The 15,685-nt window shown below is 69.9% G+C and carries 11 protein-coding genes; 2 read left to right on the top strand and 9 right to left on the bottom strand.

Going from position 1 to position 15,685, the window contains the following annotated elements:
• Position 1 precedes the first annotated feature (1 nt).
• Complete coding sequence (locus ACSYGO_RS34175; protein ID WP_460388846.1) at positions 2-2,263, bottom strand: HAMP domain-containing protein; 2,262 nt, start codon at positions 2,261-2,263, stop codon at positions 2-4.
• Between the two features lie 499 nt (positions 2,264-2,762).
• On the bottom strand, positions 2,763-3,986 hold the full coding sequence (locus ACSYGO_RS34170; RefSeq protein WP_432176301.1) for a CapA family protein: 1,224 nt from the start codon (positions 3,984-3,986) through the stop codon (positions 2,763-2,765).
• An 89-nt stretch (positions 3,987-4,075) separates the two neighbouring features.
• On the opposite strand from ACSYGO_RS34170, the gene ACSYGO_RS34165 reads away from it, so the two are divergent.
• Together ACSYGO_RS34165 and ACSYGO_RS34160 are read left to right on the top strand one after the other, a co-directional pair.
• Positions 4,076-4,987, top strand: a complete 912-nt coding sequence (locus ACSYGO_RS34165; RefSeq protein WP_460388844.1) for a hypothetical protein — start codon at positions 4,076-4,078, stop codon at positions 4,985-4,987.
• Between the two features lie 4 nt (positions 4,988-4,991).
• Positions 4,992-5,372 carry a PIN domain-containing protein gene (locus ACSYGO_RS34160; RefSeq protein WP_432176303.1) on the top strand — a complete coding sequence of 127 codons (381 nt, stop codon included), beginning with the start codon at positions 4,992-4,994 and terminating at the stop codon, positions 5,370-5,372.
• Positions 5,373-5,441: 69 nt separating this feature from the next.
• On the opposite strand, the gene ACSYGO_RS34155 is transcribed toward ACSYGO_RS34160, so the two are convergent.
• The 7 genes from ACSYGO_RS34155 to ACSYGO_RS34125 all read right to left on the bottom strand — a co-directional run bounded on the left by ACSYGO_RS34155 (position 5,442) and on the right by ACSYGO_RS34125 (position 15,511).
• A complete protein-coding gene (locus ACSYGO_RS34155; RefSeq protein ID WP_460388843.1) occupies positions 5,442-6,893 on the bottom strand; it encodes a glycosyltransferase family 39 protein in 1,452 nt (483 codons plus the stop codon).
• Between the two features lie 87 nt (positions 6,894-6,980).
• Positions 6,981-8,507: an amino acid permease gene (locus ACSYGO_RS34150; protein ID WP_426681475.1), complete on the bottom strand. Its 1,527-nt coding sequence runs from the start codon at positions 8,505-8,507 to the stop codon at positions 6,981-6,983.
• Between the two features lie 147 nt (positions 8,508-8,654).
• Positions 8,655-10,586 (bottom strand): 1-deoxy-D-xylulose-5-phosphate synthase, encoded by a 1,932-nt coding sequence (dxs, locus tag ACSYGO_RS34145; RefSeq protein WP_426681474.1) that lies wholly within the window; start codon positions 10,584-10,586, stop codon positions 8,655-8,657.
• A gap of 233 nt (positions 10,587-10,819) precedes the next feature.
• On the bottom strand, positions 10,820-12,112 hold the full coding sequence (locus ACSYGO_RS34140; protein WP_426681473.1) for a sugar ABC transporter permease: 1,293 nt from the start codon (positions 12,110-12,112) through the stop codon (positions 10,820-10,822).
• Positions 12,109-12,900, bottom strand: a complete 792-nt coding sequence (locus tag ACSYGO_RS34135) for an ATP-binding cassette domain-containing protein (RefSeq protein WP_028802202.1) — start codon at positions 12,898-12,900, stop codon at positions 12,109-12,111. Before ACSYGO_RS34135 ends, ACSYGO_RS34140 begins: the two co-directional genes overlap by 4 nt.
• 180 nt (positions 12,901-13,080) lie before the next feature.
• Positions 13,081-14,178 carry a substrate-binding domain-containing protein gene (locus tag ACSYGO_RS34130; RefSeq protein ID WP_345648727.1) on the bottom strand — a complete coding sequence of 366 codons (1,098 nt, stop codon included), beginning with the start codon at positions 14,176-14,178 and terminating at the stop codon, positions 13,081-13,083.
• A gap of 133 nt (positions 14,179-14,311) precedes the next feature.
• Complete coding sequence (locus tag ACSYGO_RS34125) at positions 14,312-15,511, bottom strand: ROK family transcriptional regulator (protein ID WP_345648415.1); 1,200 nt, start codon at positions 15,509-15,511, stop codon at positions 14,312-14,314.
• Positions 15,512-15,685: the final 174 nt, after the last annotated feature.

Genomic DNA, 15,685 nt, shown 5'->3' with positions numbered 1-15,685 from the left:
ATCAGTTCCTTACGTGCTGCTCGTGCGGGGCCCCGGGGGAGCTCCGGCGCGGCGTCGACTGCTGTTTGCGCTGTTCCTGGAGTTGCTGGCGGACGAGCTCCAGGGAACGGGTGACGGCGCCGACCTCGTCGTGGTTGCGCGGGAAGAGGACGGTCTTGCGATCGCCCTCGGCGAGTGCCTCGGCCTGGCCGGCCAGGACCCGCAGCGGACGGGCCACCACGATGTGCATCCAGCCGAGGCAGGCGGCCGCCGCCGCGGCGCCCAGCAGCCCGGCGAGCATCGTGCGGTGCTGCACGTCGTACTCCGGGATGGCGAGGCGGTCGGCGGGCTGCCAGCTGACGACGGTCCAGCCGAGGGCCTTGGCCGGGCCGCCGCCGACGAAGGGGGCCGCGGCCGCGATCTGCACGCCGTTCTCGCGGTAGAGGACGCCGGCGGCGTGCGCGGACTTGCCGACCTTCTGGTTGGACGCGGAGACCAGGTCCTTCAGCCGGTCGTTGGGCAGCGACTGGAAGGCGATGTATCCCGTGTTGCCCGCGATGACGTGGTTCTTGTCGTCGACGAGGCGTACGACTCCAAGGCCCGGCCGCTTGAGCAGCGAGTTGAGGAAGTCGATGCGGAACTCTCCGACCAGGGCGGCGCCGTCGCGTCCGGGGATCTCCGCGGTGCCGACCACGAGGGGCTTGGTGCTGCCCTGGCCGAGCAGCTGGATCGGGTCGGCGGTGGCGGGCTTGGACCGGACCTCGTGCGGTTTGCCGCCGGACCGGGCGATCACGTCGCCCGCGGTGTCGACGACGTAGAGCGACTGGTAGCGCAGGTGCTGGTTGAGGGTGCGGTCGAGGACCTTGGTCATGTCGGCGGGGGTGGTGCGGTCGCCGATCAGGGTGGCTACGGACTGGAGGTCCGCCTCGCCCTCGTTGAGCGCCCGGCGGACCCGGTCGGTGAGGGTGTCGGTGCGCTCGCGCTGGTCGTTGACGATCTGCTGCGGTACGACGACGGTGCCGTCGGCGCGGTTGAGGGCGAGCAGCAGAGGCGCCGACCAGGCGAGCAGCAGGACCGCGCAGACGACGAGGAGACCGCGGCTGCCGATGCGGCGCAGGCCGCGCGGGCGCGGCGCGGGCTCGCCCTGTCCGGCGCTCTCGCCGAGCAGCTGGCGGCGCAGCCGTTCCAGGGCGGTGCCGATGCGGCGGGCCTCGCCGTAACGGGGCACGCTCACCGGGCGGGTGAGGTCGCCGCGGGTGAGGCGGCGCGACTCCAGGAAGAGCCGGATGAGGGGCCGCTGCACCGTGCCGAGCAGGACGGCGACGGCGATGCCGCCGACCAGCAGCAGGGCGCCGCCCGCGACGAGACCGAACAGCGGCGAGTTGGTCCGGGTGGGGTCCTCGGCGACCTTCACCATGGAGACCACGCTGAGACCCAGGTTGGTCGCGGTGGTGGTCTCGCCGGGTTCCGGCGCGGTCAGGGTGGCGTATCCGGCGACGGAGCGGTCACTGAGCCAGCGGCCGCCGAGCAGGCTGCCGCTCACGCCCTGGTAGCCGCCGGAGCCGGGCTCCTTCGTACTCTGAGGGTGCCGGCCGGCCTTCTCGGCGACCTTCTTGGCGAACGCCTTGAGCTGCTTGTTCGATGCGGCGACCTCCTGGCGCTGGAGGTCGGTGAGCACCTGCTCGGGCTCCGGGATGCCGTCGCTGCTCAGGATCGTTCCGGAGCGGTCCACGACCGCGATGGAGCGGAACTGGCCGAGGCTGATGCCGGGGAACTTGAGGCTGTTGGAGGCGACGAGGAGGAGCTGCGGCCTGTCCGGCCACGACAGCAGGGCGAAGGACAGCAGCCGGACCTCGCCGTTCTGGAGCCGCACCATGCGGGGCGCGAGCCCGTCCTCGCCGCTGAGCGAGGCGCGGTCGAGGGAGGTCAGCGGGACGGTCTCACCACGGGTGGCGACGAGCTTGCCCGACTGGATCTCGATGACCGCCGTGCCCATCCACTTCTGGTACGTGTTGCCCAGTTTGTCGAGCACGGTGTCACCGGAGACCGGGGAGCCGGCGCTGAAGAGGGCCGCGGAGCGGTTGAGGTCGGTCACCGACTCGTCGATGGACGCCCGCAGGGCGATCGCGCCGTCCTCCGCGAAGTGCTGCTGCGAGGTCTGGACCGCCTTGGGCAGGGCCGCGTCGTCGACCCGGCCGAGCACGAGGGCGGTGATGCCCGCGAGGGACAGCAGAAGCACCGAGAGGATCGCAATAGGCGGACGTATGCCGCCCAGTAGCGACATGTCGGCTCGGCGGCGGGCACGGTGCTGCCGAGCCGGGGGCGATGGCGCCAACGGAGGGGTCCTCTCAGGCGGTTGTACGGGCGGCGGGACGCGAGGAGCGGCCTGCATGCGGGTGCGGGCGGGTGGTGCGGACGTGACACGGAGACTCGGTTGGGAAAACTGAGTCTCCGCGCGTGTCAGACCGGCGAGGGCAGATCAAAGTTGCACGATTTGAACGTGATCTGCGCTACACGAGGTTTCATGCGATCACACTCGGGCATGAGCGATCGATTCCGCTTCGGGCGGGTTCAGTTCGGCCGCCTCCGGGGACCTCGACGCGCGTCCGGTCCGGGCGGCATACGGTCACACACGCAGCGAAACGGAAGAAGAACACCTGATGTCGACATCGCGCCCGGCCCGCCGGAGAGCCGGGGGCCGGGCGCGGTCCGGACGTCGCGCGGGCGCGGTCAGTCCGGCAGTGCCGGGGGCCGGGCGCGGTCCGGACGTCACGCGGGCGCGGTCAGTCCGGCAGTTCCGTGAGGGGCTTGAGGCCGTCCTTGGCCGCGCCGCGGTTGAGCATGGTGCCCTCGGTCCGCTCGTAGGCCAGGCGGAGACGGGCCCGCTCCTGGTCCGTCAGGTCGTCGCGCTTGAGCTCGGCGGCCACGTCCAGCAGCCGGTAGTCCTGGACCTGGCCCTTCGTCGGCTCCACCGCGGTCTCGCCGGTGGTGACGTCCGGGTCCGGCGGGATGTCCACGAGGGTCGGCTCGTACCGGGCCTCGACGTCCCACTTGCCGCCACGCTCGGTGAAGGTGAACCAGCCGATCACGCCCTCCTCGGTCAGTCCCGTCGGCACGTCGTGCCGGGCGACCTGGTTGCCGAGGCCGTACGCGATCCACGTGCCGTCGACCTTCTCCATCGGCTGCACCACGTGCGCGTGGTGCCCGATGACCAGGTCGATCCCCGTCTCCCGGGCGAGCTGACGGGCGAACTCGAGCTGCGGCGTCGAGGGGTTCGGGTGGTGCTCACGCCCCCAGTGGATGGAGAGGATCACGACCTCGGCGCCGGCGGAGCGGGCCGACTTCTCGGCGGCCTTGATGCGGCCCAGGTCGTTCTGGTTGACCAGCCACGGCTTGTCCTTGGGCAGTTCGTGGGCGTTGAAGCCGAAGGCGAAGGAGATCTGCGCGACCTTCACACCCTTGACGTCCATGATCAGCGGGGTGAGCGCGTCCTTCTGGGTGCGGAAGGAGCCCGTGTGCTTCAGACCGACCGAGTCCAGCGTGTCGAGCGTGCGCTTCACGCCTTCGTAGCCGTGGTCGATGGAGTGGTTGGAGGCGGTGGAGCAGGTGTCGTAACCGACGTCCTTGATCGTCCCGGCGATCTGCGGCGGCACGAGGAAGTTGGGGTAGCTCTCGAACGGACCGTTCGGCTTGCCGATCACCGGCTCCATGTGGCAGATCCCCAGGTCGGCCTTGCTGATCACCGGCTTGATGCCGGCCATCAGCGGTCCGAAGTCCAGACCGTGGTCGCCCTTGCCGGTCTCCTTGGCGTCCTTCCTGGCCTGGTCGATCAGCTGCGGGTGGATCAGGATGTCTCCGGCCGCGGCCACCGTGAACGAGCGTCCGCCCCCCTTCGACGAGTCGCCCGAGTCTCCCCCTCCGACGAGACCGCATCCCGCCAGTGCGGCGACGAGTGCGAGCGGGGTCAGCAATGCGGGCAGGGTGCGGCGGCTACGACGTCTGGTCACCGGGATATCTTGATACAACCATGAAGGCATTCCGGGCCAGAACGATAACGATCGCAACACTTCTCCTGCTCCTCACCGCTCTGGCCGGTTTGGGAACGCTTGTCCTGCGCGGCACCCACGACACCGGCCGGGACGCGGGTTCCGGCCGCCCCGACGGCGACACGCAGACCGTCGACCTGGCACGCGACATCGCCGACTACACCTCCCGGTTCACGCCCGACGGCGGCTATCTGCCCCCCTCGCGCACCGAACGGCGACTGGTCACCGACGGCGTCGCACTGCTGCTCGACGGCCACCGCGAGCAGGCGGAACTGCGCCTCGCCGAGGTCGACTTCGGCATCCGCACCCTGGTGGACAGCGCTACCGGGCGACGATTCGCAGAGGTGTACGACCGCGTCGACCAGGCACCCCACCCGCGCGGTTGGGGCCGCGTCTACGTGGACCTCGACCACCGCGCCCGGTGGTCGGTCCAGGTCCCCCACCCGGTCGCCGACCAGGGCACGGAACAGCTGGGCGTGCGCGTCCTGCGCGGCACACCGGGCGGCGTCCTGGTCGTTGCTGGAGCACATCGCAAATCCGGTGAGGGGGACGCGTCCGACGTGGCGCACCGCCGGGACACGGTGTTCCACGCGGTCTGCGCCGAGCTCGTCCGGCGCGGCTTCCCGGGTGTCCAGCTGCACGGCTTCGCCGACGACTCGGCGCCCGACCACGACGTCGTCGCCTCCACGGGCAAGGGCTCCGAGGGCCGCGCCGACGGCCGCCGGCTCGCCGACGCGCTCCGCGACCGGGGCTTCGCGGTGTGCCGCGCCTGGGTCCGCTCGTGCCCGCTGGAGGGCCACGAGAACGTCCAGGGCCGTACCGCCGCGGACGAGGACGTGCCGTTCCTGCACGTGGAGTTCGCCCGGTCCGTCCGCTCCAGCGACACGCGGGCCGCCGAGGCCGCCGCCGCCGTGCGCGTCGTCACCTCACGGTGGGACGCCGCCTCCGGCGTGCGACGCTGAGTCCATGGACGACGACCACGGCGACCCCCTCCTCGTCATCGTCGACGGCGCCAACGTCGTCGGCTCCGTGCCCGACGGCTGGTGGCGCGACCGGCGCGGTGCCGCGGAGCGGCTGCGCGACCGGCTGGCCCGGGACGGGCTGCCCGGGCACGACGGGCCCGTGGAACTGGTCCTCGTCGTCGAGGGCGCCGCGAAGGGCGTGGAGTCCGTCCCCGGTGTCCGGGTGGTGGCCGCCCCGGGCAGCGGTGACGACACCGTCGTCGGCCTCGTGACCGAGGCCGCGGACCGCCCCTGCCTCGTCGTCACCGCCGACCGCGAACTGCGCGGCCGGGTCACCGCGCTCGGCGCCGGCACGACGGGCCCGCGCGCCGTACGCCCGGACTGACGGCGCACTCCCCCGTCCTGCCGGGCGCCGGAGCACGGGCCGTCGGGCCCCGCGGGCCGCCGGGCTCCCTCACCGAGACCCCGTCTCCCGCACGTACAGCACCGCGCCGTCCACCTCCCCCGCCACCTCGTACTCCGCGGTGAGCAGCCGGCGCAGGGACGGGATCCGTTCCGGGGCGTACGGCGCGGCCCGCGAGTCGTCGACGACGAGCGCGGGCGGGTGCGTGCTCATCTCCTCCCGGAAGACGGGCCAGGAGCCCTCCACGCCGTACTTCTCGCCCACCTGGGGCCCGTTGCGGCCGCCGCTGTAGTTGGTCAGGAGACCGGCGGTCAGATAGCGGCTGGCGGGAGTCCGGTCGGCCAGCCAGTACGTCTCCGGGTGTATCCCCCAGACCAGGACCCGGTCACCGGGCGCCGTGCGGCGGGCCACCGCGTCCGCGAGCCGGGTGGCGTGCGCGAGGTCGGACCGGGGCGCCAGCAGCCCCCAGGCCAGGAACGCCGAGCAGCAGCAGGCGGAGGTGACCAGCGCCGTCACCAGGCGCTCCCGGGGCAGGATCTGCAGCGCCGCGGTCGCCAGCAGGGCCAGCGGCGGGATGAGTTGCAGGTAGTAGTGGCCGAAGAAGTGGAAGCCCAGCAGGACGGCGACCGCGGAGGAGGCGAACCACAGCCACAGGTCCACGGCCCCCGTACGGGCGACGCGCAGGACCCGGACGACCGGCGGGACGAGACCGGCGCAGGCCGCCGTCAGAATGGCCGTGTTGACCAGCCCGCGCGCCAGGACGTGCAGCTCGGAGCCGGTGAAGGAGGCGTACGCGGCCGAGCCGGTGACGGTCCAGAAGGCGAAGCCCGCCGGGTCGGTGACCAGGGCGGCGCACAGCACCGGCACGACGATTCCGGCGAGGAGCCGCAGCAGCCCGCCGCGCGTCGCACCTTGCCGGTGCAGCAGCCACAGCACGGGCAACAGCACCGCCCCGCCGGTCTGCTTCGTCAGCAGGGCGCAGGCCACGGCCACCCCGGCCGCGCCCCAGCGGCGCCGGTCGGCGCACCACATCGCTGCTGCCGTGCACGGCAGTATGAACACCTCGAAGGTGGCGGCCTGCGCGTCCTCGGGGTTGAGCCCGACGGAGACCAGCAGGTAGAGCACGCCGCCCGTGCGTCCCGCTCCGTCGCCCCAGCGGCGCCTGGCCAGCGAGGCCAGCAGCGCCGCGGTGAGCAGCTGGGCGAGCAGGGCCAGGACACGGACGGACGTGAGGGACCCGGAACCGTGCACCGCGAACGCCCCCTCGTACAGCCAGGGCACGAACGGCGGCTTGCGGTCCACGACCGTCTCGTACAGCTCTCCCCCGTCGGCCAGCATCCGCGCCTGCACGGCGAGGTACCCCTCGTCCGGGTTCCACAGGGGCCGGGCGAAGGACGGCACCCGGGTGACACAGGCCAGCACCGCGAGCAGCGGCAGCAGCCGCGTCCAGTACGCCGTCCGTACGACTGCGGACCGTGGCGGGGCGAGTGGCGCGGCGAGCATGGGAAGCACGCTATCCGGCCCCGCAGTCCGTACCGAAGCGGACATACGGGGCCGGGGTGATCGGGCCGGTGACGACCGGTCGTTCACCTAGAGCTGCTTGCCTCCCGGGTCCTGGCCGGTGACCTGCTCGAGCGTCGTCTCCTCGTGCCGGCCGAGGCGGCTGTGCGAGCGGCCGTAGAGGAAGTACACGAGGGCGCCGATCACCATCCAGATCGCGAACCGCAGCCAGGTCTCGGTGGGCAGGTTCACCATCAGCCACAGCGTGGCGCAGACGGACACGATGGGCAGGACCGGCACCCACGGGGTGCGGAAGGAGCGGGGCAGGTCGGGGCGGGTACGGCGGAGGATGATCACGCCGATCGCGACGACGACGAAGGCGAACAGGGTGCCGATGTTCACCAGCTCGGCGAGTTCGCTGAGACTGGTGAAGCCCGCGACGATCGCGATGATCACGCCGAGCAGGATGGTCGGCCGGTGCGGGGTCTTGAAGCGCGGGTGGACGCGGGAGAAGAAGCGGGGCAGCAGGCCGTCGCGGCTCATCGCGAAGAAGACGCGGGTCTGGCCGAGCAGCAGGATCATGCAGACCGTCGTCAGGCCGACGGCCGCACCGAAGCTGATGACGCCCGAGAACCAGGGGTGCCCGGTGGCCTTGAAGGCGTCGGCGAGCGGGGCGTCCACCGACAGCTTGCTGTAGTGCTGCATGCCGGTGACGACGATGGCCACGGCCACGTACAGGGTGGTGCAGACGAACAGGGAGCCGAGGATGCCGCGCGGCATGTCGCGCTGCGGGTTCTTGGTCTCCTCGGCGGCGGTGGCCACGACGTCGAAGCCGATGAAGGCGAAGAAGACCACGGAGGCGGCGGTGAAGATGCCCATCACGCCGAAGTTGGAGGGGGCCCAGCCGAACATCAGCTGGATGAGAGGTGCCTTGAGGCTGCCGCCCGCCTCCACCGCCTGCGACTTCGGGATGAAGGGGCTGTAGTTGTCGCCGTTGATGAAGAAGGCACCCGCGACGATCACGATGAGGACGACGGTCACCTTGATGGCCACGACGACCTCGGTGACCCGCGCGGAGAGCTTCATGCCGAGGACGAGGATGCAGGTGAGGACGAGCACCAGCGCCGCGGCGAGGATGTCGAACCCGAATCCGTGCGCACCGTCCCGGCCGCCCAGCGCGTCGGGCATGTGCCAGCCCGCGTTGTCCATCAGCGAGCGGATGTAGCCCGCCCAGCCGACGGCGACCACCGCCGTGCCGAGCGCGAACTCCAGGACCAGGTCCCAGCCGATGATCCAGGCGGGAAGCTCGCCCAGCGAGGCGTACGAGAAGGTGTACGCGGATCCGGCGACCGGGAGCGTGGAGGCGAACTCCGCGTAGCAGAGCGCGGCGAGTGCGCAGACGATGCCGGCCACGACGAAGGCCAGGGAGACCGCTGGGCCCGCGTTCTGCTTGGCGACCTTGCCGGTGAGGACGAAGATGCCGGTGCCGATGATGACACCGACGCCGAAGACGGTGAGATCCAGAGCGGACAGCGACTTCTTGAGTGCGTGCTCCGGCTCCTCAGTGTCCAAGATCGATTGTTCGACCTTCTTCGTCCTGAAGAGGGTGCTGCTCACGGGCGTACCTCCACGCTTGACGTCCTCGACATGATCGAGGGGGCGTGTTAGCCGCTTGCCCCGGCCGGGAGAGAATCACGCAAATGGGCCGGTTTCACCACCCCTTCAGGGTGCTGAAACCGGCCCTTTGGACCTGTGGCCGTCCGGTCAGTCGCGCGCGGGCTCCACGGAGTCCACGGCGTGCGCCGCCGTGCGCTCGAACCGGCCGTCGAGCTTGGCGACCAGCCCGGTGACCTGGCGGGCGATGTCGGGCGCGGTCAGCCCGATCTCTGCCAGGACCTCCCCCCGCGAGGCGTGGTCGAGGAAGCGCGGCGGGATGCCGAAGTCGCGCAGCGGGACGTCGACGCCCGCGTCGCGCAGGGCCTGCGCGACGGCCGAGCCCACGCCGCCGACACGGGAGTTGTCCTCCACGGTGACGACCACGCGGTGCTGCTCGGCGAGCGGGGCCATGGCCTCGTCGACGGGCTTGACCCAGCGCGGGTCGACGACGGTGGTGGAGATGCCCTGCTTGTCGAGGAGGTCCGCGATCTCCAGGCACATCGGCGCGAGCGCGCCGACGGAGACGAGCAGCACGTCGGGGGCGTCGGTGCCGGGCGCCCGCAGGACGTCCATGCCGCCGATCCGGCCCACGGCGGGCACGGCGGGGCCGACCGCTCCCTTGGAGAAGCGGACCACGGTGGGCGCGTCGGTCACCTCGACGGCCTCCCGGAGCTGGGCGCGGACCTGGTCGGCGTCGCGCGGTGCCGCCAGCCTGAGGCCCGGGACGACCTGGAGGATCGACATGTCCCACATGCCGTTGTGCGAGGCGCCGTCGGTGCCGGTGACGCCCGCGCGGTCCAGGACGAAGGTGACGCCGCACTTGTGCAGGGCGACGTCCATCAGGACCTGGTCGAAGGCGCGGTTGAGGAAGGTGGCGTAGACGGCGAAGACGGGGTGCAGTCCGCCGGTGGCGAGGCCGGCCGCGGAGACCGCGCCGTGCTGCTCGGCGATGCCGACGTCGTACACGCGCTTCGGGAAGGCCTTGGCGAACTTGTCGAGGCCGACCGGCTGGAGCATCGCGGCCGTGATGGCGACGATGTCCTCGCGCTCCTTGCCGAGTTCGACCATCTCCTTGCCGAAGACGGACGTCCAGTCGGCGCCGGAGGACGCGATCGGCAGGCCCGTGTCGGGGTGGATCTTGCCGACGGCGTGGAAGCGGTCGGCCTCGTCCTGGAGGGCGGGCTGGTAGCCGCGGCCCTTCTCGGTGAGGCAGTGCACGATGACCGGGCCGCCGAAGCGCTTGGCGCGGGCCAGCGCGGACTCCAGGGCCTCGATGTCGTGGCCGTCGATCGGGCCGACGTACTTCAGGCCGAGGTCCTCGAACATGCCCTGCGGGGCGATGAAGTCCTTGAGGCCCTTCTTGGCGCCGTGCAGGGTCTCGTAGAGCGGCCGGCCGACGACCGGGGTGCGCTCCAGGAGGTCCTTGCCGCGGGCCAGGAAGCGCTCGTAGCCGTCGGTGGTGCGCAGGGTCGCCAGGTGGTTGGCGAGGCCGCCGATGGTCGGGGCGTACGAGCGCTCGTTGTCGTTGACGACGATGACCAGCGGGCGGTCCTTGGCGTCGGCGATGTTGTTGAGCGCCTCCCAGGCCATGCCGCCGGTGAGGGCGCCGTCGCCGATGACGGCGACGACATGGGCGTCCTTGCGGAGCACCTCGTTCGCCTTGGCCAGGCCGTCGGCCCAGCCGAGGACCGTGGAGGCGTGCGAGTTCTCGATGACGTCGTGCTCGGACTCGGCCTGCGAGGGGTAGCCGGACAGGCCGCCCTTCATCTTCAGCCGGGAGAAGTCCTGGCGTCCGGTGAGCAGCTTGTGGACGTAGGACTGGTGGCCCGTGTCCCACAGCACCTTGTCCTTCGGCGACTCGAAGACGCGGTGCAGGGCGATGGTGAGCTCCACGACACCGAGGTTAGGGCCGAGGTGGCCGCCGGTCTTGGAGACCGCGTCGACGAGGAAGGTCCTGATCTCGCCGGCCAGCTGGTCCAGCTGCTCCAGGCTGAGCCGGTCCAGATCGCGCGGTCCCCTGATGCGGGTCAGCAGCGGCACCCGTGCCTCCTTGCAGTAGAGCTGTTCGAGCTTTGCCGGGCCTGTCGAGTCTAATGTTCCGTCTTTTGCGCCCGTGCCCGGCCTCCACGTTGTACGTCACGCGTTCGGCCGTAAAACCTCCGTACACACGTTCTCTTCACCGTGATGCCGTATGCCCCGCACGTGGACGTGGAAGTGCCCGGTACCGCCGTTGGTACCGGGCACTTCGTACGGGGCCGGCAGGGCCGGTCGCGCTAGGCGCGGCCTGCCGTCTTCTGGGTCTTGCGGGTGACCGCGTCGATGACGACGGTGGCGAGGAGCACACCACCGGTGATCATGTACTGGACCGGCGAGGCGATGCCCTCGAGGGCGAGGCCGTACTGGATCGAGACGATGACCAGAACACCGAGCAGGGCGTTCCAGGTGCGGCCACGGCCGCCGAAGAGGCTGGTGCCACCGATGACGGCCGCCGCGATGGCGTTCATCAGCAGGTCGCCGGCGCCGGCGCCCTGGTTGGCGGAGGCGATCTTCGAGGCGATGAACAGACCGCCGATCGCGGCGAAGGTACCGGAGATCGCGAAGACCGAGATCCGGACCATCTCCACGTTGATACCGGCACGGCGGGAGGCCTCGACGCTGCCACCGAGCGCGAAGATCTTCCGGCCGTACGAGGTGCGGCGCAGCACGAAGTCCGTGAGCAGCAGCACCGCGATGAAGATCACCACGGCCAGCGGCAGGCCCTTGTACTGGTTGTAGATGATCGCCACGGCGAAGGAGACGATCGCGAGCAGCGCGGTGCGCGCGATGGTCTCGCTCAGCGGCGCGGACGGCACACCCGCGGCCTCACGACGGCGGTTGCCGAAGTAGGAGTTGAGGAAATACACGCCCGTCACGACGACGGCGAGCGCGTAGGCGGCCGCCACGTCCGTGAAGTAGTAGCTGGTCAGCTTGGCGACCACGCCCTCGCTGTCCAGGTTGATGGTGCCGTTGCTGCCCAGGATCTGCAGCATGAAGCCGTTCCAGAACAGCAGACCGGCCAGGGTGACGGCGAACGCCGGGACACCGATGCGGGCGAAGACGAAACCGTGGATCGCACCGGCGACCGTGCCGGTCAGGATGGCCAGCACGAAGGCCAGCCACTCGTTCATGCCGTGTGTGACGTTCAGCACCGCGAAGGCGGCGCCCGCGACACCGGAGACGGAACCGACCGACAGGTCGATCTCGCCGAGCAGCAGCACGAAGACGATACCGACGGCGATCATGCCCGTGCCGACCATGGCCACGGAGATGTCGGAGAGGTTGCCCGCGGTGAGGAAGTTCGAGTTCAGGCTCGCGAAGATCGCCCAGATGATGACCAGACCGACGACGACCGGGAGGGAACCCAGGTCACCGGCCTTCATCTTGCGCTTGAACTCGGAGATGTAGCCGGCGAGGCCCTGCTCGCGGACCAGCAGTCGCGGGTCGACCGCGGTGACCGCCTTGGCGGCAGCCTCGGGGTTCTCCACGACGTGGTCCTCGGGGGTCGCGGAGGTCTTGTCGATGCTCACTTCTGAGCCTCCCCATTGCTGCGCGCCGCACGACGGGTCACGGCGTTCTCCGTGGCGCCCGTGATGGCGGAGATGATCTCTTCCTGGGAGGTCGACTTGACCTCGAAGACGCCGTTGTTGCGCCCGAGGCGCAGGACGGCGACCTTGTCGGCCACGGCCTTCACGTCAGCCATGTTGTGGCTGATGAGGATCACCGCGTGGCCGCGCTCGCGCAGCCGCTCGACCAGGTCGAGGACCTGAGCGGTCTGCTCGACGCCGAGGGCGGCGGTGGGCTCGTCGAGGATGACGAGCTTGGGCTCACCGAGCATCGAACGGGCGATCGCCACGGTCTGGCGCTGACCGCCGGAGAGCGAGGCGATCGGGATGCGGACACTGGGGATGCGGATGGACAGCGTGTCCAGCAGCTCGCGGGAGCGGCGCTCCATCTCGACCTCGTCCAGGACACCGCGCTTCTTCAGCTCGCGGCCCAGGTAGAGGTTGCCGACGACGTCGATGTTGTCGCACAGCGCGAGGTCCTGGTAGACGGTCGCGATGCCCAGTGCCTGTGCGTCGTGCGGCCGGTTGATCTGGACGGTCTTGCCGTCCCACTCGATGGCGCCCTCATCGATGGGGTGCACGCCGGCGATCGTCTTGACCAGCGTGGACTTTCCGGCGCCGTTGTCGCCCACCAGGGCGACCACTTCACCGGCGTGGACCTCAAGCTCTACGTCGGTGAGCGCCTGGACGGCACCGAACCGCTTGGAGACCCCGCGCAACGCCAGCACAGGCGTAGCGGACACGTGAACCATCTCCTTCGCCGCCTGACCCGGCGGGAGGTTGTGCAGAAGTTTTGGAGGGGGGTGTTCCGTCCGGCGCCCCGCCTAGCTTGCGGGGCTGATGATGCGGGGCGCCGGAGGGGCTTCGTCACGCAAGTCCCGATCCGGAATTCAAGAGTGAATTCCATAGATTGGAAAGGGACTTGCGGGAGATTACTTCAGACCGATCTTGTCGCAGGCCGCCTTGTAGGCGGAGGTGCAGATGTCGTCGATCGTGTAGACGCCGTCCTTGACGACGGTGTCCTTGATGTTGTCCTTGGTCAGCGAGGTGACGGCGACCAGGACCGACGGGACACCCTTGGTGGTCGGGCTGTCGACCTTGTCCTTGGCGACGGAGTCGAGCGACTTGCCCTGGGCGAGCGCGACGGCCATCTCGGCGGCGGCGTCGGCCTCGGGGGCGTACGGCTTGTAGACGCTCATGTACTGCTCACCGGCGACGATGCGCTGCACACCCGCGAGCTCGGCGTCCTGGCCGGTGACCGGGACCTTCAGGCCCTTGGCCTTGAGGGCGGTGATGATACCGCCGGCCATGCCGTCGTTGGCGGAGTAGACACCGATGATGTTCTTCTTGCCGAGAGCCGAGATGGCGCCCTCCATGTTGGAGTTGGCGTTCTCCGGCTTCCACTCCTTGGTGTCGTACTCCTTGCCGATGTTCACCTTGCCGTCGAGCACCTCGTGGGCGCCGGCCTTGAACTGAGCGGCGTTCGGGTCGGTGACCGACCCGTTCATCATCACGATCTTGCCGTCCTTGGCCTTGGAGCCAAGAGCCTTCAGGAGGGCCTCGCCCTGCGTCTTGCCGACGGTCTTGTTGTCGAAGGACGTGTAGGCGTCGATCGGGCCCTGCGCGAGACGGTCGTAGGCCACGACCGGGATGCCGGCGTCCTTGGCCTTCTGGACCGAGTTCTTGATGGCGGCAGCGTCCACAGCGTCGACGATCAGCACGTCCACCTTGTTGGTGATCATGGTGTCGACCTGCTGGTTCTGCGTGCTGGCGTCCTGCTTGGCGTTGGCGTAGACGACCTCGCCCTTGTCGTTCGTCAGCTCCTTGATCTTCTGCGTGATCAGGGGCTTGTCGAACTTCTCGTAGCGAGCGGTCTGGTTCTCCGGAAGGAGCAGACCGACCTTGATCGCGTCGCCCTTCTTGGCGGAGCTGGAGCTGTCGCTCTTGTCGCCGGACTCCTTGGCACTGCCACAGGCGGCCAGCGAGACGGCCATCGCACCAGCGGCAACGGCAACGGCGGCACGACGCATACGCGTGTTCACTTCAGAAACCTCCCTGACGAGGCCGCGTCGTTGCGGCCGAGGTGGCTGGAAGTCAACTCGGCCACACGTGCGACGTCAAGAAGTAAATACTTAACGAGATGGCAACGGTGCCATGCGTTCTCTAAGTGAAGGCAGGGGCTGCCGCGGAAAGCGACCCGTCCAAAAGGGTCGAATCGCCCATCTCGCTGAGCGCGAGAGCGAGTGCCCCGAGGACCTCCGCACGGCCTCCAAGCGCCCCTGGAAGCACCGAGAGTTGACGTGCGGCGCTGGGGATCGCGTAGCGCCCGACCGACTCCCTGATGGGCCCCAGAACCAGTTCCCCGGCCTCGGCGAGATCGCCGCCGAGGACCACCCGGCTCGGGTTCAGCAAATTGCAGAGATTCGCGACTCCACTCCCGATGTGACGACCGACGTCGGCGATCACCCGACGACAGCCCGGATCACCGTCCCGCGCCAGCCTGACGACACCCTCCATGGTCAGGTCCGTACCGTGACTGGACTGGAGGAGCGGGAGCACGTAGCGCGCGGCCGCAAAGGTCTCCAGGCAGCCTCGATTGCCGCAGCGACAGACGGGGCCGGATTCATCAAGAGTAATATGCCCGATTTCTCCGGCCGTGCCGCCGGGGCCGCGGTAGATCTTGCCGTTGATCACCAGCCCGGCGCCCACACCGCTGGCGACCTTGATGTACGCCAGATCCTTGGCCCCCCGGCCGCTGCCCCAGACCATCTCGCCGAGCGCGCCGAGGTTGGCGTCATTGTCCACGTGCACCGGCACGCCGAGCCGCCCCCGCAGCTCCTCGGCGGGCTTCGCACCGGTCCAGCCGGGCAGGATGGCGGTGGAACCCAGGGTCCCCGACTCCACGTCGATCGGGCCCGGCACACCGAGCCCCACGCCCGCGATCTTGGACCGGTCGACGCCGGTGGCCGCGATCAGGCGGCTGACCAGCTCTTCCGCCCGGTCGAAGCCCTGCGCGGCGGAGGCGTCCACGTCGAGCGGCTCGGACTCCTCGGCGAGCACCTGGTGGGCGAGGTTCCCGACCGCGACGCGCAAATGCGTGTGGCCGAAGTCGACACCGATGACGATGCCGGCGTCCCCGCTCAGGGACACGCTGCGGGCCCTGCGGCCGCCCGCCGAAGTGGGTGTGACCTCGACCGTTCCGCCGTCCTTGAGCTCCCGGACGATATTGGAAACGGTCGCGGCGGACAGACCCGTCGTCCTCGCGATCTCCGCCTGCGTGAGCGAACCGGCAAGACGCACCGCACGTACGACGCGCTCCAGATTGGCCCGATGCAGCGACGACTGCGACCCCGGAGTCTCCATTGACTCTCCACCCTTAGCCCCTGGCTCGCGTCACCGCGGGTGACTGAGCCTTGTACAAGTTATGAACCCCAAACTCCGCTGGATGCACCTGTGGCGTCAAGCCCTTGACAGACATCGGTTCCATCCGCCGTACACAGGGGTCGGGCCCCGGAGAGTTGTCTCTCCGGGGCCCGA

The sequence above is a fragment of the Streptomyces krungchingensis genome (assembly GCF_054729265.1).
This window is presented reverse-complemented; position numbering and strand designations above follow the sequence as displayed.